Annotated in this window: 18 protein-coding genes and 1 pseudogene; 10 read left to right on the forward strand and 9 right to left on the reverse strand. The window is 68.5% G+C overall.

The genetic code is table 11. From position 1 onward, the window contains the following. The first annotated feature begins 502 nt into the window (after positions 1–502). The 7 genes from ON19_RS23315 to ON19_RS42180 all read left to right on the forward strand — a co-directional run bounded on the left by ON19_RS23315 (position 503) and on the right by ON19_RS42180 (position 7,635). Positions 503–1,924: a WS/DGAT/MGAT family O-acyltransferase gene (locus tag ON19_RS23315; RefSeq protein WP_086006697.1), complete on the forward strand. Its 1,422-nt coding sequence runs from the start codon at positions 503–505 to the stop codon at positions 1,922–1,924. A gap of 10 nt (positions 1,925–1,934) precedes the next feature. Next, complete coding sequence (locus ON19_RS23320; RefSeq protein ID WP_043696994.1) at positions 1,935–2,483, forward strand: DUF6912 family protein; 549 nt, start codon at positions 1,935–1,937, stop codon at positions 2,481–2,483. Between the two features lie 123 nt (positions 2,484–2,606). Continuing rightward, positions 2,607–3,764 carry a ferredoxin reductase gene (locus ON19_RS23325; protein ID WP_043696839.1) on the forward strand — a complete coding sequence of 386 codons (1,158 nt, stop codon included), beginning with the start codon at positions 2,607–2,609 and terminating at the stop codon, positions 3,762–3,764. Positions 3,765–3,810: 46 nt separating this feature from the next. Continuing rightward, a complete protein-coding gene (locus tag ON19_RS23330; protein ID WP_043696841.1) occupies positions 3,811–5,247 on the forward strand; it encodes a fatty acid desaturase in 1,437 nt (478 codons plus the stop codon). Between the two features lie 99 nt (positions 5,248–5,346). Continuing rightward, a complete protein-coding gene (locus ON19_RS23335; protein WP_043696844.1) occupies positions 5,347–6,603 on the forward strand; it encodes a fatty acid desaturase family protein in 1,257 nt (418 codons plus the stop codon). A gap of 94 nt (positions 6,604–6,697) precedes the next feature. After that, positions 6,698–7,318, forward strand: a complete 621-nt coding sequence (gene bluB / locus ON19_RS23340) for a 5,6-dimethylbenzimidazole synthase (protein ID WP_043696998.1) — start codon at positions 6,698–6,700, stop codon at positions 7,316–7,318. A gap of 146 nt (positions 7,319–7,464) precedes the next feature. Next, entirely contained in the window at positions 7,465–7,635 is a 171-nt protein-coding gene (locus ON19_RS42180) for a hypothetical protein (RefSeq protein WP_157229814.1), read from the forward strand. A gap of 70 nt (positions 7,636–7,705) precedes the next feature. On the opposite strand, the gene ON19_RS23345 is transcribed toward ON19_RS42180, so the two are convergent. Next, on the reverse strand, positions 7,706–8,998 hold the full coding sequence (locus ON19_RS23345; RefSeq protein ID WP_043696845.1) for an acetyl-CoA C-acyltransferase: 1,293 nt from the start codon (positions 8,996–8,998) through the stop codon (positions 7,706–7,708). A 310-nt stretch (positions 8,999–9,308) separates the two neighbouring features. On the opposite strand from ON19_RS23345, the gene ON19_RS23350 reads away from it, so the two are divergent. The 3 genes from ON19_RS23350 to ON19_RS23360 are packed head-to-tail and all read left to right on the forward strand — an operon-like array spanning position 9,309 to position 11,030. Beyond that, a complete protein-coding gene (locus ON19_RS23350) occupies positions 9,309–10,010 on the forward strand; it encodes a helix-turn-helix domain-containing protein (protein WP_051169217.1) in 702 nt (233 codons plus the stop codon). A gap of 10 nt (positions 10,011–10,020) precedes the next feature. Further along, entirely contained in the window at positions 10,021–10,458 is a 438-nt protein-coding gene (locus ON19_RS23355; RefSeq protein WP_043696847.1) for a hypothetical protein, read from the forward strand. Positions 10,459–10,505: 47 nt separating this feature from the next. Continuing rightward, positions 10,506–11,030, forward strand: coding sequence for a hypothetical protein (locus ON19_RS23360; RefSeq protein ID WP_043696851.1), 525 nt, complete (start codon positions 10,506–10,508; stop codon positions 11,028–11,030). Between the two features lie 305 nt (positions 11,031–11,335). Here the strand turns inward: ON19_RS23360 and hpf are convergent, their stop codons facing one another. The 8 genes and pseudogenes from hpf to ON19_RS23400 form a co-directional block, all read right to left on the reverse strand. After that, positions 11,336–12,022, reverse strand: a complete 687-nt coding sequence (hpf, locus tag ON19_RS23365; protein ID WP_086006700.1) for a ribosome hibernation-promoting factor, HPF/YfiA family — start codon at positions 12,020–12,022, stop codon at positions 11,336–11,338. A gap of 226 nt (positions 12,023–12,248) precedes the next feature. Further along, positions 12,249–12,893, reverse strand: a complete 645-nt coding sequence (locus ON19_RS23370) for a ComF family protein (RefSeq protein WP_043696854.1) — start codon at positions 12,891–12,893, stop codon at positions 12,249–12,251. 276 nt (positions 12,894–13,169) lie between these two features. Beyond that, positions 13,170–14,993 carry an MtrAB system accessory lipoprotein LpqB gene (gene lpqB, locus ON19_RS23375; protein ID WP_043696857.1) on the reverse strand — a complete coding sequence of 608 codons (1,824 nt, stop codon included), beginning with the start codon at positions 14,991–14,993 and terminating at the stop codon, positions 13,170–13,172. A 616-nt stretch (positions 14,994–15,609) separates the two neighbouring features. Next, a pseudogene (gene mtrB / locus ON19_RS23380) lies at positions 15,610–17,158 on the reverse strand (MtrAB system histidine kinase MtrB); the annotation flags it as partial. A 44-nt stretch (positions 17,159–17,202) separates the two neighbouring features. After that, complete coding sequence (mtrA, locus tag ON19_RS23385) at positions 17,203–17,880, reverse strand: MtrAB system response regulator MtrA (RefSeq protein WP_039800350.1); 678 nt, start codon at positions 17,878–17,880, stop codon at positions 17,203–17,205. Between the two features lie 78 nt (positions 17,881–17,958). Further along, entirely contained in the window at positions 17,959–18,606 is a 648-nt protein-coding gene (locus ON19_RS23390; RefSeq protein WP_043696862.1) for a dTMP kinase, read from the reverse strand. A 146-nt stretch (positions 18,607–18,752) separates the two neighbouring features. Then, on the reverse strand, positions 18,753–20,237 hold the full coding sequence (gene ahcY / locus ON19_RS23395) for an adenosylhomocysteinase (RefSeq protein WP_043696865.1): 1,485 nt from the start codon (positions 20,235–20,237) through the stop codon (positions 18,753–18,755). Positions 20,238–20,353: 116 nt separating this feature from the next. Continuing rightward, positions 20,354–21,490: an alkane 1-monooxygenase gene (locus ON19_RS23400; protein ID WP_227954636.1), complete on the reverse strand. Its 1,137-nt coding sequence runs from the start codon at positions 21,488–21,490 to the stop codon at positions 20,354–20,356. Positions 21,491–21,659: the final 169 nt, after the last annotated feature.

Raw genomic sequence — 21,659 nt, forward strand, 5'->3', positions numbered from 1 at the left:
GGATGCTCGGTCTCGCTTCGCTCGAAACCTGGGGTTGAGGTGAGCAGGGCGCGTGAGGTGGTAGCCGCACGATCGGGGGATGCCGATGTCTTCGTTCGGAACGGCGCTCGGACTGCTACGACCGAGACCGGAGGTTGGGCCGATGTGGGGCGTCGAACTACGAGCCGGTGTAGGTGAAATTCCGGAGCGCGGGTGAGCGAACGGTGTCGGCGACTGCGGCGCCCGCACCCTCGGCCGCCGCACCGCCGCACCGCGAGTATCAGGTCACAGGATCGGCACGAGGCAAGCGGTGCCTTCGACACGGCGGAGGCCAAGTGCTTCGACCGTGCATCCCGGTTCGCGCTGTGATCGAATCGGTTTGCCGAGCTCGAACGGACCAGCGTGCCACGGGACCCCCGGGACGCACCGAATCCAGCAGAAATGCCACAACGGCCGGGGTAACGGTTGCTGGGGCAGCACAATGAGCGGGGGGACCGCATCGGGCAAAGGAGTACCGGGCAGCGTGATCACGAGACTGACGCCGCAGGACACGGCGTTCTACCGGCTCGAGTCGAGCAGCAACCCGATCCACATCGGCTCTCTCGCGATCGTGCGCAACACCGAATCCGGCGACAACACCGGGCAGGCGATCCTGGACTACGACCGACTGGTCGACCTGGTCGAGAGCAGGCTCCCGCTGGTTCCGAGGTACCGGCGCAAAGTGCGCGAGATCCCGCTGTCGCTCGGGCGGCCGGTCTGGGTCGAGGACAGCCGGTTCGACATCACCTACCACATCCGGCGTTCGGCGCTCCCCGGTCCCGGCACCGACGAACAACTGCACGACCTGGTCGCCCGGCTCACCTCCCACCCGTTGGATCCGGCCCGGCCGCTGTGGGAGATTTATCTGATCGAGCGGCTGGCCGACGGTCGCTGCGCGATCTTCACCAAGACCCATTCCGCGCTGGTGGACGGGGACACCGCACTCGAGATCGGCCACGTGATCCTCGACGCGGGGCCCGCCCCCCGCGTGCTGGCCGACGACGACTGGATCGCGCCGCGCGAACCCGGCGAGGTCGAACTGCTGGTGGGCGCACTGGCCCATCTCGCCGCGCAGCCGGGCAAAGCGCTGGAAGTGGCCCGGCAGGCGAGCGCGGGCGCGTTCGCGATGCTCGGGACGGCGGGCAGGGCGGTCGAGTCGGTGGTCGCGGCGGTGCGCACCGCCGCGACCGGCGCGCCCGCCAGCCCCCTGAACACCCGTACCTCGCGGAACCGGCGCTTCGACGTGGTGCGCACCGACCTGGCGGACTACCGCACCATTCGCAGCCGATTCAACTGCTCGATCAACGACGCGATCCTCGCGGTGGTCACCGGCGCCCTGCGCAACTGGCTGCTGTCGCGCGGCGAAGCGCTCACCGAGTCGACCACGCTGCGGGCGGTGGTGCCGATGTCGGTATATGTCGAGGGAGCCGCCGGCGAGCAGGCCCACTCGGCGAGCGAGGTGTCGTCGTTCCTGCTCGACCTGCCGGTCGGTGAGCCGAATCCGGTGATGCGGCTGTCGCACATCGCGCACGCCACCGAATACAACGGACGTCAGCGGCGCGGCGTCCGCGCGCGCACCCTCGTGCATCTGGCCGGATTCGCTCCGGCCAGCCTGCATGCGATGAGTGTGCGCGCGGCGAGTACGTTCGCAGAACACACGTTCAATCTGGTGATCACCAACGCGCCGGGTCCGCAGGCGCCGATGTACATCGGCGGCGCGCGGATGCTGGAGATGTACCCGGTGTCGCCACTGCTGCGCAATCAGGCGTCGAGTATCGGGATCACGTCCTACGACGGACGCGTCTTCTACGGTCTCAACGCCGACCGCGACGCGATGGCCGACATCGGCGTGCTCGCCACGGCGGTGCGCGATTCCATGGAGGAGATGCTCGGTGCCTGCGTCTGATCAGAAGAAGCTGCGGGTCTACATCCCGGCTACGGTCCCGATGCTGCGCGAGCTGGTCGACAACCGGGAGCTGGCCCCCATCGGCGGTACCGCGTTCGCGGTGACGCCCGCGCTGCGCGAGGCGTACGCCTCCGGCGACGAGGAGGAGCTCGGCGAGGTCGCCATGAACGAGGCCGCTCGCGCATCGCTGCGGCTGCTCGCCGCCGAACGCGAGGCGATCGGGTCGGCGGAGGACTCCGAAGACGACGCCGCGCCGGTCGCGGGCGGCCGTCCGGTCTACCGGCGCGCGGTGATCGCCGCCGACGTGACCGGCGCGAAATTGCGACCCGACCTCGACGACGCGGTGGTCCGGCTCGCGGGTCCGATCAGCTATCAGCAGATCGCCTCGGTGCACGTCGACCTGGCCGACGCCGAGCCACAGGTGGCCAAGGCCGTAGACGTGGTCGACGCCGCCGACCTCGGCGACACCGACGCCGAATTCGTCCTCGGGGACGCCGAGGACCATCAACTGGCCTGGTACGCCGCCCAGGAGCTGCCGTTCCTGCTCGAATTGCTCTGATCCTCGGCATCGTTCGCGGGCTCACCCCCCGCGGTAACCTACGATGCCGTAACCTTGCCGCGTGGCCTCCGATCGGGGAGACGGCGGCCTGCGCATCCGACGACAGGGAGACCAACGGCAGCGATGGGTTCGAAAATTGGGAGCTTCTCCGTGCGAGGCGTCCGCGCGTGGCTGGAGGCACCCGCCGCAGCCGTCGCCGAGCGCGGCGGCAAACTGAACGTGCTGCGCGGCGCCGTGGCGCGGGTGACCACGCCACTACTGCCCGACGACTACCTTCACCTGGCCAATCCGCTGTGGTCGGCCCGTGAGTTGCGCGGACGCATCGTGGAGGTGCGCAAGGAGACCAACGACTCCGCGACGCTGGTGATCCAGCCGGGGTGGGGTTTCGACTTCAAATATGAGCCCGGCCAGTACATCGGCATCGGCATCCTGGTCGACGGGCGCTGGCACTGGCGTTCGTACTCGCTGACCTGCCCGCCGAATTGGTCCGCGCCCGGCCACGGCGGAAAACGGCTGATCTCCATCGCCGTGAAGGCCATGCCGGAAGGCTTCCTGTCCAGCCACCTGGTCAGCGGCGTGCCGGTCGGCACCGTCGTCCGGCTCGCCGCGCCGCAGGGCGGATTCGTGCTGCCGTACCCGCCGCCGGAGAAGGTGCTGTTCCTGACGGCGGGCAGCGGCATCACCCCGGTGATGTCGATGCTGCGCGCGCTGGATCGCCGTGAGCTGTTCACCGACGTGGCGCACCTGCACTCGGCGCGGACCGCCGACGACGTGATGTTCGGCGCGGAGCTGCGCGCCCTGCACGAGCGCAACCCGAGCTTCCTGACCCGCCTGCATCTCACCGCCGAGCAGGGCAAGTTCGCGCTCGCCGATCTGGACACCGCGTTCCCGGACTGGCGCGAACGGCACACCTGGGCGTGCGGGCCCGCCGGCATGCTCGACGAAATCGAGAACCACTGGCGCGAGGCGGGTCTGTCGGACCGGCTGCACGTGGAGCGCTTCGAGATCGAGCGCTCCGCGGTGGGCGCGGGCGGCACCGTCACCTTCGGCCGAACCGGACGCACCGTCGAGGCGGACGGCGCGACCAGCTTGCTCGAGGCCGGTGAGTCCGCGGGCGTGCAGATGCCGTTCGGCTGCCGGATGGGCATCTGCCAGACCTGCGTGGTCACCCTGAGTTCCGGCCACGCGCGCGATTTGCGCAACGGTGAGGAGCGCCGCGAAGGCGACAAGGTGCAGACCTGCATCTCGGTGGCGGCGGGCGACTGCACCCTGGACGTGTAGTCCGGCAGGTACTCTCGACGGGGAATCGCGTAAGGAAAGGACCCCGGTGGCCATCACCGACATCAAGACGTTTGCCCACCTCACGGCGGCCGATATCGAGACACTGGGGCAGGAACTCGATTCCATCCGGCGTTCGGTGGAGCTGTCGCGTGGTGAACGCGACGCGAAGTACATCCGGCGCGCGATCGCGGCCCAACGCGGTCTCGAGGTGGCGGCCCGCGCCGTGCTGTTCGGCAGCCGCAACCGCTGGGCCTGGCTGACCGGCACCGCGCTGCTGTCGGTCGCCAAGATCATCGAGAACATGGAGCTCGGGCACAACGTCAGCCACGGGCAATGGGACTGGATGAACGACCCGGAGATCCACTCCACCTCGTGGGAATGGGACATGACGGGCCCCTCGGCGCAGTGGCGCCGCGCGCACAACTACTCCCATCACACCTACACCAATGTGCTGGGCAAGGACGAAGATCTGGGCTTCGGCATCCTGCGGATGACCCGCGACGAGCCGTGGCGGCCGATCCACCTGGTACAGCCGTTGGCGAACCTGCTGCTCGCCGCGACCTTCGAGTGGGGCATCGCGCTGCACGACTGGAGCATCGAGAAGGAGCTGTCGGACACCCCGCGCCGGCAGCTGATGTCGGAGCCGAACGTGGCGTTCGGACGCAAGATCCGTCGTCAGGTGGCCAAGGACTTCCTGTTCTATCCCGCGCTCACCGGCCCGGCGTTCAAGCAGACGCTGAAGGCGAACGCGACGGCGAACCTGGTGCGCAATCTATGGGCCTACGCGGTGATCTTCTGCGGCCATTTCCCCGACGGCGCGGAGAAGTTCACCATCGAGCAACTCGAGGACGAGACCAGCGGCGAGTGGTATCTGCGCCAGATGCTCGGCAGCGCGAACTTCAAGGCGGGGCCCGCCATGGCGTTCATGAGCGGCAACCTCTGCTATCAGATCGAGCACCACCTGTTCCCCGACCTGCCGAGCAACCGGTACCCGGAGATCGCGGTGCGGGTGCGCGAGCTGTGCGACAAGTACGACCTGCCCTACACCACCGGGTCGCTGGGCAAGCAGTATCTGCTCGCCTTCCGCACGATCCACAAGCTGGCGCTGCCGGACCGGTTCCTCAAGGCGACCGCCGACAACGCGCCCGAGACCTCGTCGGAACGCAAGTTCGCCGGGATCACGCTGCCGTCGCGGGGCACGGAGTCGACGCACTGGCTGCGCATCGATCCGGAGACCGGCAAACGGCGCGGCCTGCGCTCGGCGCTGCACGAGGCGAAGATCGTGCTGCAGGAGAAGGCGCGGCAGGAGAAGGAGATGCTACGCGAGGCCAAGGCGGCCTTGAAGGTGAAGGCCGACCACGAGCGGCAGGTGCTGCGCGAGGCCAAGCACGCGCTCCAGGAGCGGGCCCGCCACGAACAAGCGGCGCTGCGCGAAAAAGCCATGCGGGACAAGCGTTTTCGCCTTCGCCGAAGGGCGCGCTAACTTACCAGCCGACAGCCGGGATCGCAATAGGGTATTTGACACATCGACGCGGCCGACTTCGCAACCTACGGTCTCGTAACTTACGATAAAGTAACCCGTATGGCGATCTCGGATGTCAAGGAATATGCGCACCTCACCGAGGCCGACGTGGAAGCACTCGGCGCGGAATTCGACGCGATCCGGCGAGAAATCGAAGCCTCGCGCGGCGAGCGCGACGCGAAGTACATCCGCAATGTCATCAGGTTGCAGCGCGTTCTCGAGATCAGCGGCCGCGCGGTGCTGTTCGCCAGCCCGAAACGCGCCGCGTGGCTGGCCGGCGTCGCCCTGCTCGGCACCGCCAAGATCATCGAGAACATGGAGATCGGGCACAACGTCATGCACGGCCAGTGGGACTGGATGAACGATCCGGAGATCCACTCCAGCTCGTGGGAATGGGACAACACCGGCGCCGCCAAGCACTGGAAGCACACCCACAACTACCTGCACCACAAGTACACCAACGTGCTCGGCATGGACGACGACATCGGTTACGGACTGCTGCGGGTGACGCGCGACCAGCGCTGGAAGCCGTTCAACCTGGGCAACCCGGTCTACAACCTGGTGCTGCAGCTGTTCTTCGAATACGGCGTGGCCATCCAGCACCTGGAGCTCGGCAAGCTGGCGGCGGGCCGGTACAAGCCCGGCTCCCCCGAGCGGGCCGAATTCGAGCGCAAGCGCAACGAGGCGCTCACCAAGATGGGCAAGCAGGTCCTGAAGGATTACGTGATCTTCCCTGCGCTCACCGGGCCCGCGTTCTCCTCCACCTTCACCGCCAATCTGGCCGCCAACGCGATCCGCAACGTCTGGTCCAACGCGGTGATCTTCTGCGGACACTTCCCCGACGGCGCGGAGAAGTTCACCAAGGCCGATATCGACGGTGAGACAAAGGGCCAGTGGTACCTGCGCCAGATGCTGGGCAGTGCCAACATCTCCGGCGGCCCGGTCACGCACTTCATGACCGGCAACCTGAGCCACCAGATCGAGCACCACCTCTTCCCCGACCTGCCGAGCAACCGGTACGCCGACATCGCGGTGCGGGTGCGCGAGCTGGCCGACAAATACGACCTGCCCTACACCACCGGCTCGCTGCCGGTGCAGTACTTCAAGGCGTGGCGCACGATCCTCAAGTTGGCGCTGCCGAACAAGTACCTGCGGGCCACCGCCGACGATGCCCCCGAGACGGCCTCGGAACGCAGGTTCGGCGGCAGCACCACGGCCACCGTCGATCCGGTGACCGGTCGGCGCCGCGGCCTGCGCACCGCGCTGGCCCAAGGCCGTCGCAGGCTCGCCAGGCGCACCGCTTCCGCAGCCCGCTGAACTTCGCGTCGCGGGGTGCGTCCGAGCCGACGCACCCCGCCGTGCGCGGGGGGATCGCCGGGTTTGATTGACTCGGGCGGTGCATCCTGAGGTTCTGAGCGTCTACGAGGTGATCCGGCGGCGCCGTGACGTGCGCGCGGAGTTCACCGGCGAACCCGTGGACGATGCGACACTGTGGCGGCTGCTGGATGCCGCGCACCGGGCGCCCAGCGTGGGGAATTCGCAACCCTGGGACTTCGTGGTCGTTCGCGAGCCGGCGACGCTTCGCAAGTTCGCCGACCATGTGGCGCACAAGCGCGTGGAATTCCGGGACGCGCTGCCACCTGAGCGCGCCGCGACTTTCGAGCCGATCAAGATCGAGGGCATTCTGGAGAGCGGCACCGGCGTCGTGGTCTGCTACGACCACGCTCGTGGCGGGCCCCAGGTACTCGGCCGGGCCACGGTGCCCGAAACTGGTATCTATTCCGCGGTGCTCGCCATCCAGAACCTGTGGCTGGCCGCTACCGCCGAAGGCGTCGGCGTCGGTTGGGTGTCGTTCTACGACCCCACATTCCTGGCCGACCTGATCGACCTCCCGGCGGGCGTCCGCACGGTCGCTTGGCTCTGCGTCGGGCCGGTGCGGGAATTCCAGCGCGTTCCTGATCTCGAGCGCTTCGGCTGGCGCGCCGGGAGACCGCTGACGGAGGCGGTGCACCAGGAAACCTATCGCGGCTGACCGTCCCGCACCGGTGCCGCATCGTTACCCAAATGTGTGGATCGTTCATGGTTCAATCGGATACCGACTGGGTACGACAAGGGCGAAACTGCTTCGCACGCAGTGCTGTTCATGAGGATGTTCGCCGGTTCCAGGAGGTTTGTGCAATGGCCAATGTCGATGCTGTTCGGCTGTCGAGCGAGCTGGGCATCGATCTGGCACAGGCGATGTTGCGCCTGCGTCGGGAAGGCATCCCCGGCGAGACCAAGCACCAGACCTGTCTGCGAATCATCGCGGACGAGGGACGCAAGCGGCGAGGCACCACCGGCAAGCCCTGACGCCGCCTGCCGCAATCGGTAATGGGCCCGCCGCCGACTCCCCTGGTCGGTCGGCGGGCGACGGGGCGCGTCAGACTCGTTCGAGCACCGCCGAGGCGCCGATCCCGCCCGCGGCGCAGATGCCCAGCAGGGCCGTGCTCTTTCCCGTGCGCGCCAACTCGTTGGCCATGGTGGTCACCATGCGCGCCCCGGTGGCGCCGAAGGGGTGACCGAGCGAGATCGAGCCGCCGTGCACGTTCAGCCGGTCGATGTCGACCTCGCCGACAGCGGTGTCGCGATCCAGCCGGGTCTTGGCCCACTCGTCACTGGCGAGCGCGGTGAGCACCGACAAGGTCTGGGCGGCGAAGGCCTCGTGGATGTCGACGAGATCGGCGTCCTCCAGCGTCATTCCGGCCTTCTCCAGCGCCCGCGGCATCGAAATCGCGGGCCCGATGAGCACCTGATCGGTCGGATCGACACTCACGTAGCTCCACGACCGGAACGCCGCCAGCGGGCGATACCCGAGGGCGTGCGCTTTCTCTTCACTCATCAGCAGCACCGCGGCGGCCCCGTCGGTGAGCGGACTGGCATTACCCGCGGTGACACTGCCGTCGGCCGCGAAAACCGGCTTCAGACCGGCGAGTTTCGCGACGCTGGTGTCGCCGCGGACCAGACCGTCGCGCAGGATCTCCACGTCCTCGGGAGTGCGCACCCGCAGCACCTCGTCGTCGAACCGGCCCGACTCGATGGCCGCCGCCGCGCGGTGATGTGAGCGGGCGGCGAACTCGTCCTGGTCGGCGCGGCTCACGCCGTGGATGCGGGCCATCTTCTCGGCCGACTCGCCCATCACCTCACCGGTGGTGCGCTCGGCGATCCTGGGCCGGCTCGGCAGCAGGTCGGTGAACGGCGCCAGGCGCGCGACCGCGGACAGGTAGTCTTTCGGCTTCGGCTTGCCCAGCGCCAGCGGCGCCGCCGCGTGCACGACCTTCTGCGGCAGTTTGACCTCGGCGTTCGAGGTGGAATCACTGCCGCCGGCGATCATGATGTCGTACTCGCCCCGCTCGATCGCCGCCGCGGCCGACGTGACCGCCTGCAATCCGGAGGCGCAGGCCCTGGTCACCGTGTAGCCCTCGCAGCCCGGGTCCAGCCGAAGGTCCAGCGCGATTTCCCTGGCGATGTTCGGCGCCGCGCCGGGCAGGATGACACCGCCCCAGACGATCGCCTCCACCTGCGCGCCGGGCAGCCCGGTGCGCTCCAGCAACCCGCGAACCGCGGCGTCGGCGAGCGCGATGGAGTCCATCCTGGTGTATCCGGTGAACGCCCGCAGGAACGGCGTGCGCGCACCGGACACGATCACGGCACGGCGAGCGGCTTTGGTGGCCATGCGATTTCCTTTCGAAAGCCGGAGACCACCAAACTTACTCTAAAGTAAGTTCACCGTCGACCCCCTTCGCCGACGGTGAACCCCGACGCAGCGACGATCCCCTCCACCGCCGCTGAACCGACCTGCCACGCGCCGTTGAGCGACAGGCCGGAGACGTCCGTCCCGGCGAACGCCCCTGCCCGTTCCGGAACCGCGCCACATGGCTCCCCGGCCATCCGACGCAAAACACCGTATCAAACTTTCGACCTGTTTTCCAAACAGTTTCTATTGGTTTGCCTAAAACCTGCGAACGGCTTACCATGAACTCACTATGCATAGCCCTTCGGAGCTGTCGCGGCAGAAGAGATTCGGGCGAATCATCAGAGAACGCCGGGACGAGCTCGGCCTCACCCAGCTACAGATCGGCGACCTCGGGGGACCTTCGGCGCCGACCATCCGGAAGATCGAAGACGGCGAGGCCGCGATCAGCATGCAAACGCTGAACAAGCTCGACGCCCCGCTGCGATGGCTGCCGGGCAGCGCCGCACGCACGTACGCGGGCGGCGTGCCCGCCGCCGACGAACCCGCCGACGCCTCCCGCGCCGCGGGCGAATCCGTGGTGGCCGGGCCCGACGCCATCCGCTTCGAAATCTCCGATCTCACCGGGCTTCTCGCGGCTTCGGGCCGGCTCACCGACGCCGTCGAAAACGGTCGCACCAGCGACCCGCAGGTGGTCGCGGCGATAGCGGAACTCAACCGGGTGGTCTCCAAACTCTCGGCGCGATACGCGACCGCCATGCTCGAACGCAACGGCGGTCCGGGCAGGCAATTGCACCCACTGGTGGAAATGGCCTTCGCCCACTTGCTCGCGGTCCCCGCGGAGTCGAGCGACCCCGGCGAGATACAGGAACGCCGGTATCGCCGCTGGCTGGCAGGTCGATCGGAGGACATCGATGCAGCGACCGAAGCCCGATTCCGCGCACGCTGGCTGGCGGCCAACGCGGCGACGGCATCGGTTCGAAACGGCGAGTGACGAGGCAGGCATGACCGAGAACGGACCGCAAGGCACGGCGCTGACCCTGAGCCACAAGATCAATCGGCTGTTCGCCGTGGTGCATCCGCGCTCCGCGCCGGAGCGCAGCACCGAATCCGTAGTCGCGCAGGTGAGCGAATTCATCGGACGGCCGGTGCCGGCGAGCTACCTGACGCGCCTGCGCGACGGAGAGTTCGACGACGAGAACTCGGCAGCCGCCGCCGATGCCGAGATCCTCGCGGCGGTGACCCGCAGTTTCGGTGTGGCCGCCGACTATCTGCTCACCCGCGGCCCAGCCGCGGCAGCGATCGACCGGGAACTGGAATTGCTCGCCACCATGCGCGACGCGAACGTCGCCAGCATCGCGCTGCGCGGTTCGAACATCGATCGGGCGATGCTGGCCAAGATCATCCAGAGCACGGCGGAGTCGACACCGCCGAGTCGGTAACATGCTGTCCTACATGGGCCACTGAGCTTTTGTAGGAGACCGATCACATGGCCATCCAGGCCCGGTTCCGGAGCTTGACCCGGGACCTCCCGATACCCCACCCATGGGATCTGCGGACCTACCTCGATGACGTCGCGGAATACCGGGGCCGCAGCATCAGCCTGCTACCGATCGATACCGCGCTGCTGGCCGGCACCGGATGCGGCACGGGCAGCGGCCTGTGGATCGCGAAACAGGACAGCGACGTCATCGTCTACGGCGCCGACACCACCGAATGGCACGCCGAGCACATCATCGTGCACGAACTCGGGCACATGCTGCTGGGACACGGGCCGGAACAGACCGCCCCCGGTGACCAGCTCGTCAGCACGCCGACCGTGGCGGCGGTGGCCGACCTGCTGCCCTCGATCTCGCCGGAGTCGATCGCCCACGTGCTCGGCCGCACCGACTACGGCACGCGGCGCGAACGCGACGCGGAGACCTTCGCCGACATGGTGATGCTGCACGCCATGCGTCCGCCACGCCGCGATTCCCTGCTGCACCGCACGTTCTTCCGCGACCGGCGGCGGTGACCTCGCCGATCCCGGCGCCGATCGCAATACCACCCTGCTGATCGTCGCCTCCGGCGGCTCGGTCGTCTCGGCGCTGCGACTCGCCGGACCCGGCACGGCCGCCGACCGGCACTGACGCGCTGGGCCGCAACGACTTTCGCGGCGTCGTCGCTCGGCGCTGCCCTGCTGTCCGTGCCGCTCCTCGCTGCGCTGCAGACCCGAGCGGGCACGCCGATGGCCGAGGTCGGCAGCATGCTCCAGCGCAATGCTCCGGGCATCCAGCCGGTGAGCCGAATGCCCGGAGCAGCGGGTATGGGACAGCGTCGTCAGGCCAGCCGGATGAGACCGTAGTCGAAGGCGTGACGGCGGTAGACCACCGAGGGCCGGTCGGTCTCCTTGTCCTGGAAGAGGAAGAAATCGTGGCCGACGAGTTCCATCTGGTAGAGGGCATCGTCGACCGACATCGGAGTCGCCGGGTGTTCCTTGGTGCGCACGATGTGGCCGGGGCCCGCCTCGTAATCGGGTTGCCTTACCTCCTCCGCGTGCGCGTGCGCGGCGGCGGACTCACTGAGCCGCTCGAACAGGGAGTCGTCCACCAGTTCGGCCGTGGCCTGGGCGACGGAAACCGGCGTCTTGTCGCCATAGTGCACCCGGCGCCGATCCTTGGTACGGCGCAGCCGGCTCTCCAGCTTGGCGGTCACCGACTCGAAGGCGGCGTAGAAGCTGTCCGCGCAGGCCTCGGCCCGCACGACGGGACCCTTTCCGCGCGCGGTGATTTCGACGCGCTGGCAGTTCTTGCGCTGACGACGGTTGCGCTCGTGGAACAGCTCCACGTCGAACAGGAAGATCGACGGATCGAAGCGTTCTACTCGGGAGAGTTTTTCCGCGACGTAAATACGAAAGTGGTCGGGCACCTCGACGTTGCGGCCCTTCACCACGATGTCGCCGCGTGGCGCACGTGGTCGTTCCGCTGCGGGTTGCTCTAGTGCTTCCTGGGTGCCGGAATCCAGCACCGAAGTAGCGGGATCTTTCACTGAAGGTCGTGAAGAAGTCGTCACGCGTACCTCCCGGATCTGGCCGCACCGACCGATTCCAGTGCGGCGGGATTGAGCGTGCCGAGCGACAAGACTCGGCACAAGATGTCCGAGGCGCCACCTCCAAACTTGCGGTTCGGGTGTGTGTTCGCGACGCTAGTCCGCCAACGGGCTGATCGCCAGTGTTCACGCAAATTTCCCCGAGTCAAGCAGCGCAAGTAACGAGAACGCCATGTGTCGGCAATCCGGCCGACCGCAAGGCGCGCACCGACTCGCGGGCTGTGGCTCCGGTGGTCAGCACGTCGTCCACCAGCACCACCTCGGCATTCGCCGGTATCTTCCAGTCGGCTGCGCGACCGGCGAGCGCGGTCACCCGCCCGTCCAGGTTCCGAGCCCGCTCGGCGGGTGTCAAGCCCACCGAATCTCGCACCCCACGCCCCACCCGCAACAGGGGTATCATGCTGCTGCTGGGCAGCCGTCGCGCAGCTACCGTCGCGGTGCGCAGCACCGGATCACCGCCTCTGCGCCGCGCCGCCACGGCTCTGCTCGGTGCGGGCACCAGCACCAGTGGCCGACCTGGCGAACGCAGGTCGGCGAGCGCGGCCGCGAACGCGGCCCCCAGCGGCTTCGCCAGATCCCGCCGTCCGCGTTCCTTGACGGCGAGCACCGCCCGGCGCGCGGGCCCCGCATACGGACTCAGCGCCCAGCACGGGACGCCCGGGTCGGTACGTGGCCACACCCGTACCGGCGGACCGGCCAGCGCGACGGCACAGTCGGCACACCAACCGACTCCGGAACGCCCGCAGCCCGCACAGACGGCGGGCAGCACCAGATCGAGCAGGGTTCGCATCGGCACAGTGTGCGCCGGGCTGCCGACAAGTTGATTCGCTCGCGCCGACGGCGATTCACGGCAGAATGCTGCTTACGTTGCGGCACCGCCGTTTACGCGGGCTCCAGCAGTGCCGCACACCGGTGCGGGCCGGACCCACGAGCGTGTGTTGCCGCCGCCTGCTCCGGCCACCGGCCCGTCCTTACGCCACTGCCCACGCGGAAGCATCCGGCTCTACCCCGGGACGTCCCAGCCGGCTCCGCCCCGCGACACCCGCGTAGGCGGCCGACCGAACCCTCAGCCGGGAAGGACGGGGATGGCGTTCGCGCCCAGCCCGGGGACCTCGCGCCAGTAGGGCTGGCCCTGGTCCGGAGCCGAGGTCAGCTCCAGCACCGCGCGCGAGTCGGCGACGTACTGATGGTCCGTGCTCGCGCTCACCGACCGCACCGGCGCCGTCAGATTCTGCGACGTCAACGGTGTCGGCTCCGAGCCGTCCACCGACACGGTGCTCACCGGGTCGATATTGCCCTCGCGCGCGATGATGATCGAATCGGCGTCCAGCCAGTCCACCGACACCGCCGCCGTGCTGAGTCCGACTCCCACGGGAAGCGCCGAGGCCAGCGAGAGCTTCCCGTCCGGTTGCGGCACGACGACCGCGACATACACCTTGCCGTCGGCGATCATCGCCGCCCGCACCCCGGTTCGGGAGATCCGGAGTTCGGTGATCGGTAGCCGGGGCGCCGACGCCGACGATGCCGCGGTCAAGGCCGAGATGTCGACGTTCTGCACCGACACGTTCCCGGTGCCTCGATCATTGACCGCACGGACGACCCGATCGCCGTCGACCACCGCCCACGCGGCGCTGCCATCCGCGGTCCACGACGGACGGGTGATGGTGAAGCCCTCCGCCACCGGGAAAGCGTTCCCGCCGTAGGTGCCGACCATCAGGGTGCGCGACGGCATGCCCGGTGGCCTCCCGGCTTCCGCCACCGCGGCCACGAACTGACCGTCCGGGGACAGGGTCGCCGTCTGCAGGTTGGTCACCCGGCCGAAGTAGCCGGGGGCGGGCGTGATGCCGCCGTTGTCGCCGACCTCCACCAATCCGCCGCCGCGCAGGGCGTGCAGCCCGACCTGATTGCGCGCGGACGTGGCCGGACTGAACTGTTGCACGTCCGCCACGTTGTATCCGTTCGCGGCGAACCGCTCGTCGAGCGGCTTGCCGTCGGCGAGCAGCTGATAGGGCCCCAGGATGTCGGCGCTGGACAGGGTCAGCACCACTTGCGCGGCGAGCAGCTCGCGATCGCGCGGGTTCAGTCCCGACGCGCCCGCGAAGTCGATCCGGACGCCACCGAGCCCGATGCCGACGTCGTCGGGATCACCGTTGATCTTGGTGATCGTGCCGCGCAGCGCGATCGGTGGGGTGAGCTCGTTGCGCAGCATCGACGCCAGCGCGGGCTGCGGCCCCTCGATCAGCGAGCTGAGCAATCGCTGGGGCAGTTCCGGTTTCTGCACCGACATCCAGCGCAGATCCGGGACGGCCGCGTTGCCGCCCGGATCGATGAAGTACAGCACGTAGCGGCGGTAGGACTTGAAGAACGCGGTGGAGTCCATCACGACGCCGTCGGGCAGCTCGTCGATACGCCACTCGCCGTCGACCTTGGTCAGCTCGATCTTGTTCTCCACCATGACCAGATCGTCGCTGGGACGGTACCCGCCGTCGGCGGCCAGCTCGCCGACCTTGCGCGCGCGGATCTGGTAGGTGGCTTTGTCACCGGAGCGCGATTCCCGCAGTGTGTCGGGCTTTTCGACGATGACGGTGCCCGCGGCGTCGTCCCACTGCGTGGAGGCCGCGGGCGTCATGTACTGCCGGGCGGCCAGATGCCGGTCGGCCGGATCGGCGGTGGCCTGCAGGAAGTCGCGCAGCAGCAGATCGGGATCACGGTTGGCGACGGGCGGCGGCGGGCCCTCGGGGGTCGGCCCGCGGTTGATGGTGCCCAGCGCCTCCGGCGCCGAGGACTCCGGCAGACTGGCGCATGCGGTGAGCGGAACCAGCACTGCCAGGACCGCGGCGGCCAGCACGGTCAGCCGCTGCGTTCGCGCAGTTCTGACACGCATGGTCATGACTGTACGTCCCCCGATTCGCGCGATCCGCCGCGCCCGGTCCGCGCCGACTCGGAGGCCTGCGATCCGTTCGCTCCGGACGCAGGCGCGTCCTCCGTCGATGCGCTGTCGGTAGGCGTCGTCGCGCCGGGCGATCCACTCGCGCTCGGCTTCGAGGCCTGCTCCCGCGCCGCGTTCGATTCGCGGACGCCGGCTTCGGCGGCGTCCGTCTCCGGTGCCTCCGCTTCGGCCGTATCCGACGTCGCGTCCTCGCCTCTCACCGCGTCCGAACCGACACGCGCGGCCGTCTCCTGGTCGCCGCCCGGCTCGGCGCTGGGCAGTGCGACCGGTCGGCTCGGATCCTCCGACAGCGCGTCCTCCGGCTCGCGGGGAGCCGCCTGTGTGGCCTCGGGGCCGCCTGCCTGCTCGGAAGCGCTCGGCTCGGTGCCGCCTCGCAGCGTGTCCGGCGCCTGCCCGGTTTCCGAATCGGTCACCGTCGGCTCGCCGCCCTGCTCCGCGATCGAGCCGCCCGGCTCGGCCGCGGCCGGTTGCGCCGGAGCCGGTTCGGCGGCATCCCCCTCGGCAGCGCCGGAATCGGCGGGCGGCTCCGGCTCGACCACGCGCATCGACTTGCGGGCCGGTTCCAGCGGCAGCGGGCTCGAGCCGAGCTTCTTGCCGCGGACCAGCGGCAGCGTCAGGCGGAAGCTGGCGCCGAGCCCGGCCTCGCCCCAGGCTTCGAGCTTGCCTTCGTGCAGGTTCGCATCCTCCACACTGATCGACAGGCCGAGGCCGGTACCGCCGGAGCGGCGCATGCGCGAGGGGTCCGAGCGCCAGAACCGGTTGAAGACCAGCTTCTCCTCGCCGGGCCGCAGGCCGACGCCCTGATCCCGCACGACGACGGCGACGGCGTTCGCGTCGAGGTCGCCGCGCATCCGGATCAGTACCGGCTTGCCCTCGCTGTGGTCGATCGCGTTGGCGAGCAGATTGCGCAGCACCCGCTCCACCCGGCGCGGGTCGACCTCGGCGACCAGCGGCTCCTCCGGCATGTCCGTGATCACCTCGACCCCGGCGTCCTTGGCCAGGTGCCGCACGGTCGAGATCGCGGCCCGCGCGCACATGCGCACGTCCAGCGACTCGACCTGGAGTTCGGCGACGCCCGCGTCGTGCCTGCTGATCTCCAGCAGGTCGTTGAGCAGGCCCTCGAACCGGTCCAGCTCGTTGACCAGCAGCTCGGCGCTGCGGGCCAGGGCGGGGTCGAGGTCGTCGCTGCTGCCGTGGATGAGGTCGGCGGCCATGCGCACGGTGGTGAGCGGGGTTCGCAGCTCATGGCTGACATCGGAGGTGAACCGGCGTTGCAGGTTGCCGAATTCCTCCAGCTGGGTGATCTGGTTGGACAGGCTCTCGGCCATCTCGTTGAACGCCTGCGCCAGCCGCGCCATGTCGTCCTCGCCGCGCACCAGCATGCGCTCCTTGAGCCTGCCGTCGGCGAACCGGCCCGCGATCCGGGCCGCGGAGCGGATCGGCAGGACCACCTGCCTGGTGACCAGCGCGGTGATCGCGGCCAGCAACACCAGCAGGACGATGCCGCCGACCAGCATGGTGCCGCGCATCAGCGACAGGCTGCGTTCCTCGTTGGCCAGCGTGAAGATCAGATAGATCTCCAGGGTGGGGATCTCCGCGCTCGGGCTGCCGATGATCAGCGCGCGACCCCGATAACCATCCGCGTCGTCGACCGTGGCGAATTGGTAGCTGACCTGGTTGCGCTGCACGAACCGGCGCAGCTCGTCGGGCACCTCTTGGATCGGGCCGCGAGGGATCTGCTGCGGGGGCATCCCGCCGATGACACTCAGCGCCGAATCGAAGCTGCCCGCGGCGCCCGTGGATTGGCCGGTGCCGCCGCGGTTGGACAATGCGTTGCGGGCCTCTTCCAACCGCTGCGGTTGAGCGCCGATGTCGTGCACACCCGCCAGCTGGCTCTCCACCGTGTTGCGCGCACGGTCCATCTCCTCGACCGCGGCGTTGATCTTGGCGTCCAACAACCGGTCGGTGATCTGACTGGTCAGCACCACGCCCAGGATCGTGATGACGATCAGCGACAACGTCAACGTCGACACGATGACACGCAACTGCAGCGAGCGACGCCAGAGGTGGCCTAAGGCAATGCCGACCGCTTGGAACCAGGCCACCACCGGAGCCAGCGATCGTTGGAGACGGGCGATCACGCCATCGATCACGGTGGTCCGGCCTTGTAACCGACACCGCGGACAGTCAGCACGATCTCCGGGTTCTCGGGATCCTTCTCGACCTTCGCCCGCAACCGCTGCACGTGAACGTTCACCAGACGGGTGTCGGCGGCGTGCCGGTATCCCCAGACCTGTTCGAGCAGGACCTCACGGGTGAACACCTGGCGCGGCTTGCGCGCCAGGGCGACGAGCAGATCGAACTCCAGCGGCGTCAGCGAGATCTGCGCGCCGCCGCGGCTGACCTTGTGCGCGGGCACGTCGATCACGATATCGGCGATCGACAGCAGCTCGGCGGGCTCCTCCTCGGTGCGGCGCAGCCGCGCCCGCACCCGGGCCACGAGCTCCTTCGGCTTGAAGGGCTTGACGATGTAATCGTCGGCGCCCGATTCCAGACCCAGCACGACGTCGACCGTGTCGGTCTTGGCCGTGAGCATCACGATCGGAACCCCGGAATCGGCCCGCAGCACACGGCACACGTCGATGCCGTTCATGCCGGGCAGCATCAGGTCCAGCAACACCAGATCGGGGCGGATCTCGCGAACCGCCGCCAGGGCCTGTGTGCCGTCGCCGACCACATGCGGGTCGAACCCTTCCCCGCGCAAGACGATCGTGAGCATCTCAGCGAGTGCCATATCGTCGTCGACGACCAGAATCTTCGGCTTCATAACTACTATGTTGTCATCTCCCAGGCCAGGATCGGGCCGCCACGCCAACACTGGTGCGAACCCGCGGCACAGCCAACCTTATCGACCAACGATTTCGGCGATCCGCGCGGCCAGCGCAGCCGGGCCGTCGTCGGATCGGTATGTCCACCACGGTCCGCGCCAGTCGCGTTCGGCCAGCTCACGGTACACCGCCCCGGTCCGGTGCTGCAGACCGCCGTCGCGCTCGTAGGCGTCGAGCGCGCGCTCGGCGTCGAGTTCGCCACGCCTGCGGGCACGCTCGGTGGCGAGCTCGGTCGGCACGTCCAGCAACACCTGTAGCGCGGGCGTCGGCAATGCGAATCTGCAGAACTCCAATTCGCCCACCCAGTCCACGATTTCACCGTCGGCCGACTGCCCGAGCCGGGCAGCCGAGTAGGCGGCGTTGGAGGCGACATAGCGGTCCAGGAGCACAACGTCGTTGTCGGCCAACAGCTTCGACAACTCGTCCTGGGCGTCGGCGCGATCCAGCGCGAACAGCAGGGCCATGCCGCTGACCGAGGCGGCGAGGTCGCCGTGCGCGCCGCGCAGCGCCTCGGCGGCCAGATCGGCGTGCACCGAGACGCGGTAGCGCGGGAAGGCCAGCGTCGCGACGCGCAGCCCGCGGCCACGCAGCTCGGCGACGACCCGCTCGATCAGCGTCCGCTTGCCCGCGCCGTCGAGGCCCTCGACCGCTATCAGCACTCCCATGACCAGGCAGCGTACCCCGCCGTCCGCTCGGTGCACGCACCGGCTGACCAGCGCGGATGACGAGCTTTCCGGCGGGTGCGCCTGCGGCTGCCCGAAGGGCCGGGTGCCCCGCGGGCAAGCGGCCCGCGGGACACCCGGCGCTGCGCTCAGTAGCGGTAGTGATCCGGCTTGTACGGGCCCTCGACGTCGACGCCGATGTACTCGGCCTGGTCCTTGCTGAGCTTGGTCAGCTCGCCGCCGAGCGCTTCGACGTGGATGCGGGCGACCTTCTCGTCGAGGTGCTTCGGCAGCCGGTAGACCTCGTTGTCGTACTGCTCGGGCTTGGTCCACAGCTCGATCTGCGCGATCACCTGGTTGGAGAAGCTGTTCGACATCACGAACGACGGATGACCGGTCGCGTTGCCGAGGTTGAGCAGACGCCCCTCCGACAGCACCAGGATCGAGCGGCCGCTCTCCGGGAACGTCCACAGGTCGACCTGCGGCTTGATGGTCAATCTCGTTGCGCCGGAACGCTCCAGCGCGGCCATGTCGATCTCGTTGTCGAAGTGACCGATGTTGCCGAGGATGGCCTGGTCCTTCATCGCCTTCATGTGCTCGAGGGTGATGATGTCCTTGTTCCCGGTCGCGGTGATGACGATGTCGGCCTGGCCGATCGCGTTCTCCACGGTCACCACGTCGTAGCCGTCCATCAGCGCCTGCAACGCGTTGATCGGGTCGATCTCGGTGACCTGCACCCGGGCGCCCTGTCCGGCAAGCGATTCCGCGCAACCCTTGCCGACATCGCCGTAGCCGCAGATCAATATCTTCTTGCCGCCGATGAGCACGTCGGTGCCGCGGTTGATGCCGTCGATCAGCGAGTGCCGGGTGCCGTACTTGTTGTCGAACTTGCTCTTGGTGACCGAGTCGTTGACGTTGATCGCCGGGAACACCAGCTCCCCCGCCGCCGCGAACTGGTAGAGCCGCAGCACGCCGGTGGTGGTCTCCTCGGTGACGCCGCGCACCGAGGAGGCGATCTTGCCCCACTTGCCCCGGTCGGTCTCGAACCGCTCGCGCAGCAGGTTCAGGAAGACCTTGTACTCGGCCGAGTGGTTTTCGTCCTCCGGCGGCACCACGCCCGCCTTCTCGAACTGCGCGCCGCGCAGCACGAGCATGGTGGCGTCGCCACCGTCGTCGAGGATCATGTTGGCCGGCTCACCCGGCCAGGTGAGCATCTGCTCGGCGGCCCACCAGTACTCCTCCAGCGTCTCGCCCTTCCAGGCGAACACGGGGGTGCCCGTGGGCTCGTCGACGGTGCCGTGCGGGCCGACGACCACGGCGGCCGCCGCGTGGTCCTGGGTCGAGAAGATGTTGCACGAAGCCCAGCGGACCTCGGCGCCGAGGCTGGTCAGGGTCTCGATCAGCACCGCGGTCTGCACGGTCATGTGCAGCGAGCCGGAGATGCGCGCGCCCTGCAGCGGCCGCACCTCGGCGTACTCACGGCGCAGCGCCATCAGACCGGGCATCTCGTGTTCGGCCAGACGGATCTCCTTGCGGCCGAAATCGGCCAGCGACAGATCTGCCACCTTGTAGTCGATGCCGTTGCGGACATCGGCGGTCAACGACGTGCGTGCGTGAAGTTCTGAGGTGGTCATCAGCCTCTCCTGGTTCGGCAAGTACCGAGGCAAGGCTAGTCGCTCACGGCCCGGCGTGGTCGACGCGCCTGTCCTGCTCGCGCGGACCGGCGTCGGACTCGCCCCGGCGGCGGCGCTTACGCGACGACCCCGCGGGCCGCCAGGATGCGGCGCCGCTTGCGCGGCTGGATGTTCGCCAGTGTGATGTCGCCGCCGTAATGGGCGAGGACGCGGTCGTCCATCACCCACCGCCACAGCGGCGGGATGGCGGCCAGCACGATCATGGCGGCGTACCCCGCGGGCAGCTGCGGAGCCTGCTGCGAGGTGCGCAGTGTCTGGTAGCGACGCCCCGGATTGGCGTGGTGGTCGCTGTGCCGCTGCAGGTGGAACAGGAAGATGTTGGTGACCAGGTGGTCGCTGTTCCAGCTGTCCCGCGGCGAGCAGCGGGCGTACATGCCGTTCGGGCGGCGCGCCCGCAGCAGTCCGTAGTGCTCGACGTAGTTCACCGTCTCCAGCAGGCCGATACCGATGACCGCCTGCAGCAGCAGCCAGGGCAGCACCTGGTAGCCGAACGCCGCGATCAGCGCGCCGAACAGCACGAGCGTCATCGACCATGCCTGCAGGATGTGGTTGTCCAGGCTCCACCAGCCCTTCCCCTTGCGCGCGAGCCGCTCGTGCTCGAGCGCGAGTGCGGAGCGGAAGCTCCCGGACACGCTGCGGGGCAAGAACTCCCACAGCGACTCCCCCAGCCGGCCGCTGGCCGGATCCTCCGGGGTCGCCACCCGCACATGGTGGCCGCGATTGTGCTCGACGAAGAAGTGCCCGTAACCGGACTGCGCGAGCGCGATCTTGGCCAGCCAGCGTTCCATGCTTTCGACCCGGTGCCCGAGTTCGTGGGCGGCGTTGATGCCGATGCCGCTGACGAATCCGAGGGTGGCGGCCAACCCGAGCTTGTCGATCACGCTCAGGTCGTCACCGGACCACATGTAGCACGCGATCACCAGGCCGATCAGCTGCACCGGGAGCATCAGGTAGGTGCACCACCGGTAATACCGGTCGTTGGACAGCAACTCGTAGTCCTCGTCCCGCGGATTGCTGCCGTCCACGCCGATCGCCCAGTCCAGCGCCGGGATGACGATCAGCACGATGATCGGGCCGATCCACCAGAAGACCTCGGCGCCGGTGTGCAGCACCAGTTGCGACGGCAGCAATGCGGACGACGGCGCGAGCAAGCCGAGAACCCACAGATGGCGTTTGGGATCGGGCGATCCCACCGGTTTGCCAACCGTTTGCACTTTTGCTCCACTCGAAGAAGACCCGAACACCGTCGCCTGAGAATACTTGTTGACTTGGTGTCTGTTACACCTATGCCGTCGGTTGAAACGTGATCGCTATTACAGGCCGTGCAGTCTGTTTTCAATGTGCTGCATATGCGCCGAGTCG

Source organism: Nocardia abscessus NBRC 100374 (assembly GCF_000308455.1).
Classification (GTDB): Bacteria; Actinomycetota; Actinomycetes; order Mycobacteriales; family Mycobacteriaceae; genus Nocardia; species Nocardia abscessus.